The organism is Saccharopolyspora shandongensis (assembly GCF_900106995.1).
Classification (GTDB): domain Bacteria; phylum Actinomycetota; class Actinomycetes; order Mycobacteriales; family Pseudonocardiaceae; genus Saccharopolyspora; species Saccharopolyspora shandongensis.
In genome coordinates this window covers 18,528-33,750 of sequence record NZ_FNOK01000039.1, presented here as the reverse complement: position 1 = coordinate 33,750, position 15,223 = coordinate 18,528, and the positions used below count along the sequence as shown (strand labels likewise).

The following is a 15,223-nucleotide window of genomic DNA, read 5'->3' as shown; positions in this document are numbered from 1 at the left end:
GATGAGCGGGTCGACGAAGCCCCGCCGGTTCACCCACGCCCGCGCGGTGCTCAGCGGGTCGATCGGCAACACCGTCGAGTGGTACGACTGGTTCGTCTACGCGAACTTCGCGCTGTACTTCGCCGGGCAGTTCTTCCCGAAGGGCAATCCGACCGCGCAGCTGATGAACACCGCCGCGGTGTTCGCGGTGGGCTTCCTGGCCCGCCCGCTGGGCGGCTGGGTGCTGGGCCGGATCGCCGACCGGCGGGGCCGCAAGTTCGGCCTGACGCTGTCGGTGACGATGATGTCGTTCAGCGCGTTGCTGATCGCCATCGCCCCGACCCACCAGCAGGCCGGCTACCTCGGCGCGGCGCTGCTGCTGGTCGCGCGGATCATGCAGGGCATCAGCGTCGGCGGCGAGTACGCGGCCAGTGCGGCCTACCTCACCGAGGTGTCGCAGCAGGGCAGGCGCGGCCTGGGTTCGAGCTTCCAGTACGTGTCGGTGACGATCGGGCAGCTGCTCGGGCTCGTCGTGCTGATGGTGCTGCAGGCCGTCATGACCGAGGAGCAGCTCACCGCGTGGGGCTGGCGCATCCCGTTCGTCATCGGGGCGGTCGCCGCGCTCGTCGTGTTCTACCTGCGGCGCCGGATGCACGAGACGTCGGCTTACGTCGAAGAGGAGTCGCACGACGCGCAGATGCGCCGGGGCACGTTGCGCGAGGTGTGGAAGCACCGCCGCGCCGCGGTCCTGGTGTTCGCGCTGACCCTCGGCGGCAGCGTGGCGTTCTACACCTACACCACGTACCTGACGAAGTACCTGAGCAATTCCGTGGGGCTGAGCAAGCCCGACGCGGCCCGGGTCATGTTCATCGCGCTGTGCGTGTTCACGGTCCTGCTGCCGCTGGGCGGGGCGATCTCGGACAAGATCGGCCGCCGCCCGGTGCTGATCTTCTTCGGCGTCGGCACCACGCTGGGCACCTACCCCATCATGACGTCGATGCAGCGCTGGCCGAGCTTCGGCGTCGCGCTGGCGCTGGCGATGCTGGCGCTGACGATCGTGGCCGGGTACTCGTCGGTGAACGCCTGCGTGAAGGCCGAGCTGTTCCCGACCGGCATCCGCACGGTCGGCGTCGCGATCCCCTACGCGCTGGCGCAGGCGGTCTTCGGCGGCACCGCGGAGTACGTGGCGCTGGCGTTCCGCGACGCGGGCGTCGAGAACTACTTCTTCCTCTACGTCTCGGCCTGCGGTCTGGTGTCGCTGCTGACCTACCTGCTGATGCCGGAGACCAGGACCGCGGCGCTGAGCCGCGCCGAGCAGGAGCTGCAGAGCAGCGGAAAGGAAACCGTCGCATGAGTGCGCTGTCCGACCTGCGCCGGGAAGTGCGGGACCTGTGCCGGAGTTGGCGGGCCGACGGCCGGTACCGGCCGCGGCCGGACGCCTGGCTGCGGTCCTTCGACCTCGACTTCAGCAAGGCGCTCGCCGAGCGCGGCTGGCTGGGCATGACCTGGCCGCGTTCGGTGGGCGGCGCCGAGCGGTCCAACCTGGCGCGGCTGGTGGTCACCGAGGAACTGCTGCGCGCGGGCGCGCCGGTTGCCGCGCACTGGATCGGCGACCGGCAGATCGGCCCGTCGATCCTGCGGCACGGAACGCCCCGGCTGCAGCAGGAGATCCTGCCCGGCATCGCCGCGGGCGAGTTCGTGTTCTGCCTGGGCATGAGCGAACCCGACGCCGGCTCGGACCTCGCCGCGGTGCGCACCACCGGCACCCGCGTCGCGGGCGGCTGGCGCATCGACGGCCGGAAGATCTGGACCAGCCACGCGCACCGCGCCACGCACGCCTACCTGCTGGCGCGCACCGAGAAGTCCGAGGTGAAGCACGCCGGGCTGACCGAGTTCGTGCTGGACATGAGCGATCCCGGGGTGTCGGTGTCGCCGATCGTCGACATGGCCGGTTCGCACCACTTCAACGAGGTGGTGTTCGAGAACGTCTTCGTGCCCGAGGAACGGGTGATCGGCGTCGAGGGCAACGCCTGGCGGCAGGTCACCGAGCAGCTCGCCTACGAGCGCGGCGGGCCGGAGCGTGTCCTGTCCACGTATCCGGTGCTGGAGGAGCTGCTGGGCAGCGGCGACGAGAGCGTGGCGGCCGAGGTCGGCGAGCTGGTGGCCCGGCTGGCGACGCTGCGAGCGTTGTGCGCGCAGGTCGCCGCAGCGGTCGACGCGGGCGAGGCTCCCGTGCGGGCCGCCGCGACGTTGAAGTACCTCGGCACCGCGTTCGAGCGCGACGTGCTCGAATGCGCCCGCCACGCAATGGATTCCGGGATCGTCTCGCCCGAGAGCACGCTGGGCGAGGCCATCCTCGCCTCGCCCGGTTTCAGCATCCGCGGCGGCTCCTCGGAGGTGCTGCTGTCCATCCTCGCCAAGCAGGAGGCCCGACGTTGAGCAACTCGCTGATCACCGAGGTCGCCGCGGACGTGCTGTCCGGGGTGTCGCCGGAGGCGCCGGAGGGTGCGTTGCACCCGCTGTGGCCGACGCTGGTCGAACTGGGCTGGCCGCAGGTCGGCATTCCCGAGGAGCGCGGCGGAGCCGGCGGGACGCTGGGCGACCTGGCGGAGCTGATCGCCGCGACGGCGGCGAGCGGCGTGAGCGTGCCGCTGCTGGAAACCTCCTTGGCCCAGTGGATTCTCGGCGAGCAGCTCCCGGCGGGGCTGGTCGTCGCGGCCACCGGCCTCGAGAACGTCCCGTGGGCCAGGCACGCCGACCACGTCGTGGTGTGCCCGGAGCGGGAATCCGCCTACCTGGTCGAGCCGAACAGCGACGTCGAGCACGGGCAGAACCTCGCCGGTGAACCGCGCGACACGATCCGGGTTCCGGGCGCCACGACTCCCCTGCCCGACGCTCCCGCGCACGACGCCGTGCTCGCCCGCGCCGCTGTGCTCAACGCGGCCGCGCTGCTCGGCGCCGCGCGCGGCGCGTACGCACGCACCCGCGAGCACGTGACGCAGCGGGAGCAGTTCGGCCGTCCGCTCGTCGCGCTCAAGGCGGTGGCCAACGGGCTGGCCGAGATGAGCACCCACCTGGTCGCCGCCGAAGCCGCGGTGGCGCGGGCGGCGCGGATCCACCAGGAGGACTCCGCGGAACGTGCCTTCGCCGCCTCGGCGACCGCGAAGATCACCGCAGCGCGGACGGCCACCAGCATCGCCCGTGCCGCGCACCAACTGCACGGGGCGATGGGCGTGACCCGCGAGCACTCGCTGCACCACGTCACGCGGAAGTTGTGGGCGTGGCGCGACGAATACGGCAGCGAGCGCCGCTGGTCGGCCGAGCTGGGGCGGGCGGCGCTCGCGGCGGGCGAAACCGGCCTCTGGGAGCACCTCACCGCCTGAACCGCCGTCACCCGCCCTGGGAGCTCATCGGCACCGCGCCGAGCCGAGCGCCACGTTCGGCTCGGCGCAACCGGCCACGACTTGGCTGGAGTCGTGCACCGTGCCGTTGTCGCGGTGCGCGAGCAGGGCGAATTCCTCGGGCAGGGAAAGGCGCGATGGCAGGGCCACGTGCACGACCAGAACCGCGTCGGCCCGGGTGCGCACCGGCCCGAAGGGGCAAGCCGGACTGCCCGACCCCGCACCATGTCCGATGCCGGGCCGCAGCCCGTATTCTGATGGTGTGACGGCGGCATCCGAATCCTCTGCCCACAACGGCTCCGCCATCCCGCGCGGCCAGGGCGGCGACGCGCTTTCCGTCGCGGCGCGCGAGATCTTCGCGGAACGCGGGTACCACGGCGCGTCCATCCGGGACATCGCCAAGCGGGCCGGGCTGAGCCTGTCTGCGCTGTACTACTGGCATTCCAGCAAGCAGGAGCTGTTCGCCGGGCTGCTGGAGGACAGCGTCAACGACTACGTGCAGGCCTGCGACGCGGCCCTGCGCGACTGCGGCGACGACCCGGCCGAGCGGCTGAGCGCGATCGTGCGCGCCACCGTGGACTACCGGGTGCGGCGGCGGGTGGAAAGCACCATCGCGGTGCGGGATATCCGCAACCTGGAGGATGAGCACGCGCGTCGGCTCGGGGCGCTGCGCGAGTCGGCGACGCGGCTGTTCCAGGACATCATCGACGACGGCGTGCGGCGCGGGGAATTCCGCTGCGAGCACCCCGCCGAGGCCCGCCGCGCGATCCAGGCCGCCTGCAACGCGATCCCGCAGTGGTACGACCCGGAAAGCGATGTGGGACCGGCCGAACTCGCCGACCGCTACGTTGCGATCGCGCTGCGCATCGTCGGCGCCTGACGGCTCAGAGCTCGCGGGCGAAAGCCGCGCAGTCCTGGCAGTCGTCCAGGTACCGGTGCCGGCAGTCCGCGGTGTGCCGGAGGTATGTGATGGCCTGCTGCGTGCGGCGGACTTCGCTTTCGAGCGCGGCGATCTTCTCCCGGACGACCGCTTGCGCCGCCGACTTCTTCGGCGTCATGGCGGCGGTGACCTCCGGCAATGAGAGTCCCACGCGCCGTAGCTTCAGCACGGTGCGCGCCCGTTCCAGGGCGGCGTCGTCGAAGGTGCGGTAGCCGTTGCCGTCACGGGGCACGGTGAGCGCGCCGGCCTGTTCCCAGTGCCGCAGCACGTGGGCCTCGATGCCGAGCTCCGCGGCCGCTTCTCCGATCGTCCTCACCACGCGCACCTTGCCTTCATGTCGACCTGAACCCCTAGTGTCCGCGGCATGTCTGGAACCATTCTCCCCGCGGTCGGCGAGCGGACCTCATCGGTCCTGGTCACCGGCGCCACCGGCAACCTCGGCCGGGAAGTCGTCGACCGGTTGCTAGCCCGCGGTGTGCGGGTTCGCTGCCTTTCGCGTCGCCCGCTTTCGGGAGTCGAGTCGGTGCGCGGCGACGTCACCGACCCCGCCGTCGTCCGCTCCGCGGTCGCGGGTGTGGACGCCGTGCTCCTCATGTGGCCGCTGCTCGATGTGGCCCACGCCCACGATCTGGTCGCCGAACTCGCCGCGGCGGCGCCTCGCGTCGTGTACGTGTCTTCGACGGCCATCGACGACGAAGCCGCCCGCCAGAGCGATCCCATCGTCCAGGTGCACGCGGACGTGGAAGCCCTGCTCGGCGATTCGGGCCTGCGGTGGGTGGCATTGCGCAGCGACACGTTGGCCTCCAACGCCCGGGGCTGGGCGGCGCAGTTGGAGGCGGGCGACGTGGTGTCCGGCCCGGACATCGCGCGGACAGCCGTCGTGGACGAGCGCGACGTGGCCGATGCGGCCGCGGCCGTGCTGCTCGGCGGCGACCACGAGGAGCACGCCCCGTTCTTGCTGACCGGCCCCGAGATCCTCGGCCGTGCCGACCAGGTCGCCTTGCTCGGTGCCGCACTGGGACGCCGCCTGCGCTTCGAGGCGGTTCCCCCGGATCTCGCGCGATCCCGAATGCTCGCGGACGGTCGTCCCGAGCACCTGGTGGAGGCGCTAGTCGCCGCGTCGGTGCACCGGCCGGAGTCGGGGCTCATCACCGACCACGTGGAGCGCCTGACCGGGCGGCCGTCCGGCACCTTCGGGCGCTGGGCCGTCGATCACGCCGTCGATTTCGCGCGAAATCGCCCTCGGCCCGCCACCGGACCGATTTCCGGGGCGCGATGTTGACCTCCAGCAATGTCGAGGTTCTAGCGTCGATCGCGTGATCGAGAACCTATCCGCCGGCTCCTGGAGTCGTGAGCGGCCATGACGAAAAACGACGCCCTGGCGCCTCCGTCGCCCGCCCCGTCCGGATTTCCCCGCGTGCTGTTGCCCTTCCGCCGTTCCTCCTACCGCCGGCTCGCCGCCGCCCTGTTCTTCGCGCTGTGCACGAGCGGGCTGTGGGTGGTCGCGCAGGTCTGGGAAGTGGTGCGGATCGGCGGCGGCGCCAGCGAACTGTCCTACGTCGCGGCAGCGGCGTCGCTCGGTGCGCTGCTGCCGCTGCTGCTCGGCGGCGCGGTCGCCGACCGGGTGGCGCAGAAGACGATCCTGATCGCCGTCCAGGGCGCCCACACGCTCGTCCTGACCACCGCGGCCGTGCTGGCGCTGACCGACCAGCTCCGGTTGTGGCACCTCGTCGTGGTCGCGTTCCTGGGCGGCACCGCCACGGCGTTCTACTTCCCCGCGTATTCCGCGTGGTTGCCCGCCTTGCTGGCCGAAGACGAACTCATGGCGGTCAACGGGTTCGAGGGAATGCTGCGGCCGACCATCCAGCAGGCCGCCGGGCCCGCGGTCGGCAGCGTCATCATCGCCGCCGCCTCCCCCGGCGCGGCGATGGCCGTGGCCGCGGCGACGGCCTTCGCCGCCTTCTGCGCGTTCCTGGCGGTTCCGCGCACGCCGGTGCGCAGGCGGGGCGATGCGCGCAGCGTCGTCGCCGACATCGCCGAGGGATTCCGCTACATGGTGGCCACGCGGTGGCTGCTCGCGTCGCTGCTGTTCGGCTCGCTCATGGTGATGATGGTGATGGGCCCGCTGCAGGTGGTGCTGCCGTTCCTCATCAAGGACCGGCTGGGCGGCGGGGCCGAGCAGCACGCGTTGGTGCTGGCCGCGTGGGGAATCGGCGGCGCCGTCGGCTCGCTGATCATGGGCTCGCTGCGGATGCCCCGCCGCTACCTGACGGTGCTGATCGGGTTGTGGGGCGTGAGCTGCCTGCCGCTCGTGGCCATCGCGTTCGCGGGCGAGCTCTGGATCGTCGTCGCGGCCGCGTTCACCGTCGGTGCGATGTTCTCCAGCCCGATGGTCCTGTGGGGAACGCTGCTCCAGCGCCGGGTTCCACCGCACCTGCTGGGCCGGATCACCAGCCTCGACTTCTTCGTGTCGATCGCGTTCCTGCCCGTCTCGATGGCGGCGGCGGGCCCGGTCGCGGAGCTGATCGGGGCGCAGGCGACCTTCCTGATCGCCGGAACGGTGCCGGCGATCGCGGCCGTGGCGGCGATCGTCCTCGGCAGGCTGCCCGCCGACGAGCTCGCGCACCCGCTCGCCCCGGAGGGCTCCGCCTAGCCGCGCGCACCAACGCCAAATGGACCGAGCGAACGGCCTGTTCACCTCACCTACCGAGACGAACAGGCCGTTCACTCCACACCTGGGTTGCGGACAGGCTCTGCGGCTGTCAGGCCATCGGGGGCGTTCGCGGTGCTCCCGTCACCGCCCGTCCAGCAGGTCCACCGGGACTTCTACGTGGCGGGCCCGGAGGAATTCGCCGACCGCCTTGCCGATCGGGTCGACCCGCAGGTTGCTGGAACCGCCGGTGCCCAGCAGTCCACGCAGGACGAAGTGCACCGCGCGGAGGTTGGGGAACTCGTGCCGGACGATCTCCAGGTCCTTCGCCTCCGGCATCAGCCTCCGCAGCTCTTCCGTGCTCAGCAGGCCGCGCAGCCACGGCCAGGCCTTCGGGTCGTCGACCCACAGGCCCACGTTGCTGTTGCCGCCCTTGTCGCCGCTGCGCGCGTGCGCGATCCGGCCGAGCGGGACGCGGCGCGTTTCGCCCGCCGGGCTCGGCTCGGGCTCGGGATGCGCGGGCTGAGCCGGTTGTTCGGCGGCCGGCGGCGGAGCGATCGTGATGCGGCTGCCGTCGTCGAGCACCGTCTCATGTGGCACGGCGTCCATCGCCAGCAGCGACGGCCAGTAGTCGATGCGCGGCTTGGGCGTCCCGGACTGGCGGGCGGCGCTGTCGGTGTAGAAGCCGGGGATGCTCGAGAGGAACAGGCCGCCGAGTCCTTCCGCCAGCTGCTCCAGCGGCGCCCGTTCCGCGGCGGTGGCCATGATGCGCACCTGGACCGTGGCGTCCCACTGCCGTTCCGGATCCTCCGCCGCAGTGCCGAGTGCGCTCACGTCGAGCTCCGCTTCCGCTCCGTCGAGCAGCGCCTCCGCCTGGGCGCGGATCAGCGCGACTTTCTCGTCGATCTCCAGCCCGGTGGCGTAGAGCGTCGAGACGAGCTGGTGGCCGATCGGGGCGAACACCGCGACCTTGGTCGTGGGCGGCGGCGGCGAGCCGGTGGTGCCGGAGAGCTCCACCCGGTCCGGGCCGATCTGCCGCAGCCGCACGGTGTCCAGGTACGCGGTGACGTCCGGGTTCAGGTAGCGCGGGCCCTGGATCTCGTACACCAGCTGCGCGGTCACGGTGTCCACTGTGACCATTCCGCCGTCGCCGGCGTGCTTGGTGATGATCGCGGTGCCGTCGGCGGCGATCTCGGCGACCGGGAATCCCGGCGCGACCATGCCGGGCACCTGGGTGAACCCGGAGAAGTTGCCGCCGACCGCCTGCGGGCCGCACTCGATGATGTGCCCGGCCACCACGGCCGCCGCGAGTTCGTCCCAGTCGGTGTTGCGCCAGCCGTGCCACCAGGCGGCCGGGCCGACGGTCAGCGAGGCGTCGGTGACGCGGCCGCAGACCACGATGTCGGCGCCTTCGCGCAGCGCGGCGGCGATGCCCCAGCCGCCCAGGTAGGCGTTGGCCGCGATCGGCCGGACTCCCCAGTCCGACAGCGGCGCGCCGCTGTCGAGGCTCTGCAACGGGTGCCCAGCGGCCTGCAGATCGTCCAATGCGGACAGCACGTTGTCGCCTTCGACGTGCGCGACGCGCAGCCGCACGCCCGCCTCGGCGATCTGCGCCCGCACCGCGTCGGCCAGGCCGGCCGGGTTGAAGCCGCCGGCGTTGACCACGACCCGCGTGCCGCGTTCGGCCAGCGTCGCCAGATGCGGGCGCAGCTGGTCGAGGAAGTACTCGACGAAGCCCTTCGACGGGTCGCTGCGGTGCCGGGCCGCCAGCATGGCCAGCGTGAACTCGGCGAGGTAGTCGCCGATCAGCACGTCGCACGGGTCGCCTGCCACGGCCTCCGCCAAGGCGCTGCGCCGGTCACCGAGGTAGCCGGAGAAGCCGGCGATGCGGATCGCCCGGGTCATGAGTTCCTCCCCTTCTGCGGTCGTGAGCGTTCGTTCCGGTGAGAACCGGCATGAACGCTCACGAGAGCTCTTGCACCGCTTGCCAGGCCGCTTCGGCCTGGCGCAGTTCGTTCTTCGCGCGGGATTCGGCGACGTAACCGTCGTCGCCCATCACACCCGCCAGGTAGCGGGCGCGCACGCCGGCGCTGATGCAGCACGACCGCCACCGCTGGAACGCCACGTAGTACGGCAAGTCCGAGACGTCACGGCCGGCGAGCGCGACGTAGCGGTCGACCAGCTCCGCGCGGGTGGGGAAGCCCGGTTCGGCCGTAGGTCCGAGGGCGGTCGCGGGAGGCAGTTCGTCGCCCGGCTCCACCCAGGTCGCCAGCAGCCAGCCGAGGTCGGCGAGCGGTTCGCCGAGGGTGGCCAGCTCCCAGTCGAAGACGGCCAGCACCTCGCCGTCCGGCGAGAACGACAGGTTGCCCGGCCGGAAGTCGCCGTGCACGATGCCGGTCTCCTGCCTCGGTACCTTCGCCAGCAACGCGTCGTGCACCGCGTCCAGCAGCGGCAGGTCCGGCGCACCGGACTGGTGCACCTGCCGCTGCCAGCGGCGCAGCTGCCGCTCCAGGTAGCCGTCGCGACGCGCGATGTCGCCCAGCCCGACCGAGTCCGGGTCGACGCCGTGCAAGGCCGCCATGCACTCGACAGTCGCCAGGCCCGCGCGCCGGCGCGCTTCCGCCGAGAACGACGCCGCCGAATCCGGACCGGCGAGCACGTGGCCGTCGACGAAACCCATCACGTAGAACTCGGCTCCGGTCACCGACGCGTCTGCGCAGTACGCGAGCGGATCGGGAACCGGCACGTCGGTGCCGTGCAGGGCGGAGATGAACCGCCACTCACGGCTCATGTCGTGCGCCGTCGTGAGCACGCCGCCGGTGGGCGGGCGGCGCAGGGCGCGCACCGCGCCGTCGGCGTCGACGACGCGGTAGGTCAGGTTCGACCGCCCGCCGGAGACCAGCGAGAACGTCACCGGCGGGCGCAGTCCCGGCACGTTCTCGGCCAGCCAGCGCTCGGTCTTCTCCAGCTCGATGCCACGCAGTTCCACGTCAACCTCGCACTACCTAGGCGTTCCAGTGACAGCCGCTTCGAATCAGTCCTTCACGGCGATCTGCTCGCGCAGTTGGCGTTTGAGGACCTTGCCGGTCGGTGTCCGCGGCAGCGCCTCCGCGCGCACCACGACGTGCGCCGGGACCTTGAAAGCCGCCAGCCGCGCCGCGACATGTGCCCGGAGTTCCTCCTCTGAAACCGGGGAATGCAGGTTCACCACAGCCGCGACCTCCTCGCCGAGCGTCGGGTGCGGCAGGCCGATGACCGCGACGTCGGCCACCTCCGGGTGCTCGTAGAGCGCCGCTTCGACCTCCGCGCAGTACACGTTCTCGCCGCCGCGGATCACCACGTCCTTGAGCCGGTCCACCACGTACACCCAGTCGTCCTCGACGTAGCCGAGGTCGCCGGTGTGGAACCAGCCGTCGGTGAAGGATTCCGCGGTGGCCTGCGGGTTGTTCCAGTAGCCGCGCACGATGTTCGGCCCGCGGAACCACAGTTCGCCGATCTCGCCGGGCGCCGCGTCCTCGGCGGTGGCCGGGTCCACGACGCGCAGGTCCGCGCCCGGCATGCAGCGGCCGACGCTGTTGGAGCGCGCGAGGTAGTCCGCGCCCGCGTTGCTGACCACCGCCGAGGTCGTCTCGGTCAGGCCGTAGCCGTTGGAGGGCGCCACGCCGGTGCCGAACGCGCCGATGCGCTGCACGAGGTCGGGCGGGATCGGCGCGCCGCCCATGTTCACGCCGTCCAGCCCGGCCACCGCGTCGCCCTGCTCGACCAGGTCCCGCATCACGGTCGGCACGCCCGCCGCGCTGGTCAGCCCCTCGGTCTTGATCAGCCGCGCCGCGGCCTCCCGGTCCCACCGGTACATGGTGGCCAGCTTCGCCCCGGCCAGCGTGCCGAAGTACAGCGTGGTGAGGCCGGCGATGTGGAACATCGGGAAGGTCAGCAGCACGCCGGGCTGCGGTCCCTCGCCCAGCGGCGGGAATTCGCCGCCGTTGGCCAGCGCCGCCTGGAGGCGCCGGTTCACCACCGTGTTCAGCAGGTTCGTGCAGTGGTTGCGGTGCGTGCCGATCGCGCCCTTGGGACGGCCGGTGGTGCCGGAGGTGTAGAGGATCGTGGCGTCGTCGTCGGGCCCGATCGCCACGTCCGGCAGGTCCGCGTCCGCGGGCAGCGATGCCAGCAGCTCCGCCCACGACCGCACGCCCGGCGCCGGATCACCGCCGCGCACCTCGACGACCGGGATATCGCGGTCCAGCAGGGCGGTTCGCTGCGAGTCGGCGAACACCAGCTTCGCGCCGCAGTCGGTCAGGCCGAAGCGCAGCTCCGCGTCGGTCCACCAGGCGTTGAGAGGCACCGCGACGAGCCCGGCCGCCTGGATCGCCCAGAAGATCGGCACCCATTCCGGGTAATTGCGCATCGCGATCGCCACGCGGTCACCGGACACCAGGCCGTACTCCTCGCGCAGGCTGCGCGCCAAGCCCGCCACCAGCCGGTAGTGCTCCGCGTAGGTGCACCGGTAGCCGTCGTAGACGAGGAAGTCGCGCGCGCCGTAGCCCTGGCTGAACAGCGCCACGTCGCGCAGCGTCGTCGGCCCCTTGGCGTACACCCGCATCGGGACGCCGCCGACGTCCTGCGGCACGATCTCGAACTCACCGCCCGGACCGGTGAGCTCCGCGAGCAACCGCCGTCGCTGGTCCTCCGGCACGTTCCCTCCTCGAGTGTCCACTGTGATCTATCAAGCCCCGTGGTTGAGCCTCAGTCCTGGGCAGTGCCACTCGGTGGCGTAGAGGATTCCCCAGCCGGACGAGGTGATGTAGGCGGTGCGCAGGTCCGGGCCGCCGAAGCAGATGTTGGTGACGTGGAAGTCGTGCTTCGGCGGCTTGACCACGCCCTTGAGCTCGCCGTCCGGCGACAGCACGCTGATCACGCCGGTCACCAGCGTCGCCACGCACACGTTGCCCTCGGAGTCCACCGCGAGCGAGTCCAGCAGCTGGTAGCCCTCGAAGCCGTGCAGCAGCTTGGCGCCCGCCGGTCCCTTGCCGTCCCGGCCCAGCTTCCCCGGACCCTCGACGTCCCAGTACCAGACTCGGCCGGTCGACGTTTCCGCCACGTAGACCCGCGAACCGTCCGGTGACAGCCCGACCCCGTTGGCGTCGGCCAGCGGGTAGGCGATCTCCTCGATGCGGCTGCCGTCGGCGGTGGCGTAGTAAAGCCCGCCGCGGTCGGTCTCACGCGGGCGGCGCTTGCCGAGGTCAGTGAAGTAGAAGCCGCCCTGGGCGTCGAAGACCATGTCGTTGGGGCCGCGCAGGCCGTTCCCGTCGACGGCGGTGTAGAGGTCGGTGACCTCGCCGTCCATGGTGACCCGCTGGATGCGGCCGCCGATGTAGTCGTCGGGCTGCATGCCGGGAACGTCGCGGCCGCCGATGTCGTGCCACTCGAACCCGCCGTTGTTGCAGACGTACACCGCGCCGTCCGGACCGATCGCCGCCCCGTTGGGCCCGCCGCCGCAGTCGGCGACCACCGACACCGTGCCGTCCGGCGCGACCCGCGACAGCGTGCCGCGCTTGATCTCCACCAGCAGCACGGAGCCGTCGGCGAGGGCCACCGGCCCTTCCGGGAACTGCAGGCCCGACGCGATCGTCGTCAGCTCGGTCATGAGATTCCTCTCGGGTGCCGCGGATTGGCCACCGCGAGCCGGTCGAGCACCTGCTCCCACACGGCGGCGGCCGTTTCCGGTTGCCAGGGATCGAGTTCGCCGTCGCGGATCGCGCCGGCCAGCGCCGCCCGGTCGGCGAGCCCCAGGTCCGCGAGCCGACGCCGGTGCCGCTGTTCCTGCCGCTCCCCCAACGCCAGCTCGTGTTCCACAATGGACAATGTGTTCGCGGCGACCCGGGACTGGAACCGCATCCGGCCGGTGCTGCCCGGCACGACCTCGTCGCGCAGGAAGTCCGCCACCGCCGCGACGAGTTCCGCCGCCGAAGGCCGCCCGTGCAGATCCGACACCGGCGCCCGGCGTTCCTGCCCGGGACCGGCCGGGCGGGGCACGCCGAGCTCGGCCAGCAGGTCGTGCTCCTGCTCGCAGACGCGCCGGCCGATCGCGGCCAGCTCCATCGACGGCCGCTCGCCGCTGAGGTGCCGCTGCGCCTGCGAGCGGCAGATCACGCCCCACCGCGCGGTGCCGAAGATCTCCCACCAGCGCACCGCATCCGGATCCGGCCGCCGCCCGGCGACCTCCGCGTAGCCGTCGAAGAGTTCTTCCCTGGTGCCGAAACCGCCGACCGGCAGCGGCGAGCCGAACCGCCAGGCGTTGACGCACAGCCAGCCCAGGTCCTCCATCGGATCGCCGAGGTGCACCAGCTCCCAGTCCAGCACCGCCCGCAGCCCGTCCGGGCCGACGATCAGGTTCCCGTTGCGGAAATCGCCGTGCACCAACGTATTTCCGGTGCCGGCCGGCCGGTTCGCGCGCAGCCAGCGGAACGCGATCTCCACCGCGGGCAGCGGTTCGCCGAGCTCCTCGTAGGTCGCCACGAGCTGGTCGAGCGGGTCGGCGGACGGCAGGTCCGGCGCGGGAACGCGGTGGATCAGCGCCGCGGCCCGGCCGAGTTCGCGGGCCAGCTTCCCGCGCGCTGCGGCGAATTCCGGCTCGCGCAGCAGGCGCCGGGGAATCGACTCGCCGTCGACGTGCTCGGTGAGCACGTACGGCGAGCCGAGGATCGAGGCGTCGGTGCTGTGGTCCACCAGCAGCGGCACCGGAACGCCCGCGGCCCGCGCCGCTTCCAGCACCACCGCCTCGCGCGCCATGCCCTCCGGGCGCGCCGCGCCGACCGGGTCGCGGCGCAGCACCAGCCGCCGCGCTCCCCCGTCGAGCTCGACGAACCACGTCTCGCGGCTCGCCCCGCCGCTGGCCTGCGCCAGCCCGGTCACCTCGACCGGGCGGCCGAGCACCGCGGGCAGGCGACGCGCGAGCCCGTCCAGCGGCTCCGCCGCGCTCACCGGCGCCGCCCCGGCCCGGCGAAGCCGAACAGGTAACCGGCGACCTTCCGCTTCTGCACCTCTTCGGAACCTTCGGTGATCCGGTAGCGGCGGTGGTGGCGGTAGATGTGCTCGAACGGGGTGTGCCGGGTGTAGCCGAGCCCGCCGTGCACCTGCATCGCCTGGTCCGCCGCCTCGCACACCAGCCGGTTGGCGCGGAAGTTGCACATCGACACCCGATCGCTGATCTCGAAGTGCGGCCTGCGGTCCAGCTCCCAGGCGGTCTTGCGCACCAGCCCGCGCAGCAGCTCGGCGTCGGTCTGCAGCTCCACCAGCGGCCACTGGACGGCCTGCCGGCTGGCCAGCGGCTGCCCGAAGGTGACGCGCTTCCGGGCGTACTCGACGCTGCGGTCGATGCAGTACTGGGCCGCGCCGATGCCCGAGGCCGCCTGCCTGATCCGGTTCTCGTGCACGAAGTGCTGCGCCAGCGCGAGCCCGCCGCCGACCTCGCCGAACACCGCCGAATCCGGCACCCGCACGTCGCGCAGGGTCACCTCGGCGTGGTCGGTGGGCATGTTGAAGGTCCACCAGTGGAAGTCGACGGAGAAGCCCGGCGCGTCGGTGGGCACGATGAACGCGGTGATGCCGGCGGCCTGGCCGGGCTCGCCGGAGGTGCGCGCGAAGACGATGTCGTGGGTCGCGGAGTGCATCCCGGAGTTGAACCGCTTGGCGCCGTTGATGATCCAGTCGCCGCCCGAGCGGACCGCCGTGGTCTCCAGCCAGGTGGCGTCGCTGCCGTGGTCGGGTTCGGTGAGGCCGAACGCGAGCCGCTTGCGGCGCGCCAGCAGGGGTTGGAGGAATTCCTCGCGCTGCTCCGGGGTTCCGAACGCCAGCAGCATGTGCACGACCGGGAAGTTGCCCACCACCGACGACTCGTTCTGCAGGTCGTTGTGCAGGCCGAGGCCCTTCGCGGCGAGATGCTCGCGGATCACGGCCATGTCGAAGTTGGTGCCGTCCGAACCGCCCACCGCCGCGGGCAGCCCGTAGCGCAGCCAGCCCGCCCGGTCGGCGCGGCGAAACATCTCGCCGAGCAGTTCCTCCCAGTCGCGGCGCGGCGTGCCGCCCGCCTCGAAGTCGGTGCGGGCGAATTCCCGGCGGTGGTCGAAGAACCGCTCGTTGTCGTCCTGCTCCTGCAGCGGGCGGATCTCGGAGTCGATGAACGCGTCGAGCTCGGTGAGACGACTGACCAGCTCGGCCGGGAGAGCGAAATCCATGCGTCCTCCTCACGTGTCC

Annotated in this window: 14 protein-coding genes; 6 read left to right on the top strand and 8 right to left on the bottom strand. The window is 72.0% G+C overall.

Features of this window, described 5'->3' with window-relative positions; all coding sequences use genetic code 11:
- The first annotated feature begins 1 nt into the window (after position 1).
- The 3 genes from BLW84_RS31285 to BLW84_RS48535 are packed head-to-tail and all read left to right on the top strand — an operon-like array spanning position 2 to position 3,362.
- On the top strand, positions 2 to 1,333 hold the full coding sequence (locus tag BLW84_RS31285; RefSeq protein WP_093272626.1) for an MFS transporter: 1,332 nt from the start codon (positions 2 to 4) through the stop codon (positions 1,331 to 1,333).
- A complete protein-coding gene (locus tag BLW84_RS48540; protein ID WP_218157552.1) occupies positions 1,330 to 2,418 on the top strand; it encodes an acyl-CoA dehydrogenase family protein in 1,089 nt (362 codons plus the stop codon). Before BLW84_RS31285 ends, BLW84_RS48540 begins: the two co-directional genes overlap by 4 nt.
- Complete coding sequence (locus BLW84_RS48535) at positions 2,415 to 3,362, top strand: acyl-CoA dehydrogenase family protein (protein WP_218157551.1); 948 nt, start codon at positions 2,415 to 2,417, stop codon at positions 3,360 to 3,362. The genes BLW84_RS48540 and BLW84_RS48535 overlap by 4 nt, the downstream gene beginning before the upstream one ends.
- Positions 3,363 to 3,386: 24 nt before the next feature.
- Here the strand turns inward: BLW84_RS48535 and BLW84_RS31275 are convergent, their stop codons facing one another.
- The gene (locus BLW84_RS31275; protein WP_093272624.1) at positions 3,387 to 3,566 is read right to left on the bottom strand and encodes a hypothetical protein; all 180 of its coding nucleotides are present in this window, start codon (positions 3,564 to 3,566) and stop codon (positions 3,387 to 3,389) included.
- Positions 3,567 to 3,642: 76 nt separating this feature from the next.
- On the opposite strand from BLW84_RS31275, the gene BLW84_RS31270 reads away from it, so the two are divergent.
- Entirely contained in the window at positions 3,643 to 4,260 is a 618-nt protein-coding gene (locus tag BLW84_RS31270) for a TetR/AcrR family transcriptional regulator (RefSeq protein WP_093272621.1), read from the top strand.
- Between the two features lie 4 nt (positions 4,261 to 4,264).
- On the opposite strand, the gene BLW84_RS31265 is transcribed toward BLW84_RS31270, so the two are convergent.
- Positions 4,265 to 4,636: a MerR family transcriptional regulator gene (locus BLW84_RS31265; protein WP_218157550.1), complete on the bottom strand. Its 372-nt coding sequence runs from the start codon at positions 4,634 to 4,636 to the stop codon at positions 4,265 to 4,267.
- A gap of 48 nt (positions 4,637 to 4,684) precedes the next feature.
- Here BLW84_RS31265 and BLW84_RS31260 point away from each other — a divergent pair, with 48 nt between their 5' ends.
- Together BLW84_RS31260 and BLW84_RS31255 are read left to right on the top strand one after the other, a co-directional pair.
- A complete protein-coding gene (locus BLW84_RS31260; RefSeq protein ID WP_093272619.1) occupies positions 4,685 to 5,602 on the top strand; it encodes an SDR family oxidoreductase in 918 nt (305 codons plus the stop codon).
- Positions 5,603 to 5,680: 78 nt separating this feature from the next.
- Positions 5,681 to 6,973, top strand: coding sequence for an MFS transporter (locus tag BLW84_RS31255; RefSeq protein WP_093272616.1), 1,293 nt, complete (start codon positions 5,681 to 5,683; stop codon positions 6,971 to 6,973).
- Positions 6,974 to 7,114: 141 nt separating this feature from the next.
- Here the strand turns inward: BLW84_RS31255 and BLW84_RS31250 are convergent, their stop codons facing one another.
- Genes BLW84_RS31250 through BLW84_RS31225 form a run of 6 tightly spaced genes read right to left on the bottom strand, consistent with a single transcriptional unit; the run spans position 7,115 to position 15,204 of the window.
- Positions 7,115 to 8,875, bottom strand: coding sequence for an acyclic terpene utilization AtuA family protein (locus BLW84_RS31250; protein ID WP_093272614.1), 1,761 nt, complete (start codon positions 8,873 to 8,875; stop codon positions 7,115 to 7,117).
- Positions 8,876 to 8,933: 58 nt separating this feature from the next.
- Positions 8,934 to 9,959, bottom strand: coding sequence for a phosphotransferase family protein (locus tag BLW84_RS31245; protein WP_093272611.1), 1,026 nt, complete (start codon positions 9,957 to 9,959; stop codon positions 8,934 to 8,936).
- Positions 9,960 to 10,004: 45 nt separating this feature from the next.
- The gene (locus BLW84_RS31240) at positions 10,005 to 11,663 is read right to left on the bottom strand and encodes a class I adenylate-forming enzyme family protein (RefSeq protein WP_218157549.1); all 1,659 of its coding nucleotides are present in this window, start codon (positions 11,661 to 11,663) and stop codon (positions 10,005 to 10,007) included.
- A 30-nt stretch (positions 11,664 to 11,693) separates the two neighbouring features.
- Positions 11,694 to 12,614 (bottom strand): SMP-30/gluconolactonase/LRE family protein, encoded by a 921-nt coding sequence (locus BLW84_RS31235; protein WP_177226788.1) that lies wholly within the window; start codon positions 12,612 to 12,614, stop codon positions 11,694 to 11,696.
- Positions 12,611 to 13,951, bottom strand: a complete 1,341-nt coding sequence (locus tag BLW84_RS31230) for a phosphotransferase family protein (RefSeq protein ID WP_093272609.1) — start codon at positions 13,949 to 13,951, stop codon at positions 12,611 to 12,613. Before BLW84_RS31230 ends, BLW84_RS31235 begins: the two co-directional genes overlap by 4 nt.
- A complete protein-coding gene (locus BLW84_RS31225) occupies positions 13,948 to 15,204 on the bottom strand; it encodes an acyl-CoA dehydrogenase family protein (protein WP_093272606.1) in 1,257 nt (418 codons plus the stop codon). Before BLW84_RS31225 ends, BLW84_RS31230 begins: the two co-directional genes overlap by 4 nt.
- Positions 15,205 to 15,223 lie beyond the last annotated feature (19 nt).

What these genes read in the sequence shown, in the direction of transcription:
- BLW84_RS31250 (WP_093272614.1), bottom strand. Translation starts at nt 8,875, where the DNA reads ATGACCCGGGCGATCCGCATCGCCGGCTTCTCCGGCTACCTCGGTGAC.
- BLW84_RS31285 (WP_093272626.1), top strand. Translation starts at nt 2, where the DNA reads ATGAGCGGGTCGACGAAGCCCCGCCGGTTCACCCACGCCCGCGCGGTG.
- BLW84_RS31255 (WP_093272616.1), top strand. Translation starts at nt 5,681, where the DNA reads ATGACGAAAAACGACGCCCTGGCGCCTCCGTCGCCCGCCCCGTCCGGA.
- BLW84_RS48540 (WP_218157552.1), top strand. Translation starts at nt 1,330, where the DNA reads ATGAGTGCGCTGTCCGACCTGCGCCGGGAAGTGCGGGACCTGTGCCGG.
- BLW84_RS31225 (WP_093272606.1), bottom strand. Translation starts at nt 15,204, where the DNA reads ATGGATTTCGCTCTCCCGGCCGAGCTGGTCAGTCGTCTCACCGAGCTC.
- BLW84_RS31235 (WP_177226788.1), bottom strand. Translation starts at nt 12,614, where the DNA reads ATGACCGAGCTGACGACGATCGCGTCGGGCCTGCAGTTCCCGGAAGGG.
- BLW84_RS31260 (WP_093272619.1), top strand. Translation starts at nt 4,685, where the DNA reads ATGTCTGGAACCATTCTCCCCGCGGTCGGCGAGCGGACCTCATCGGTC.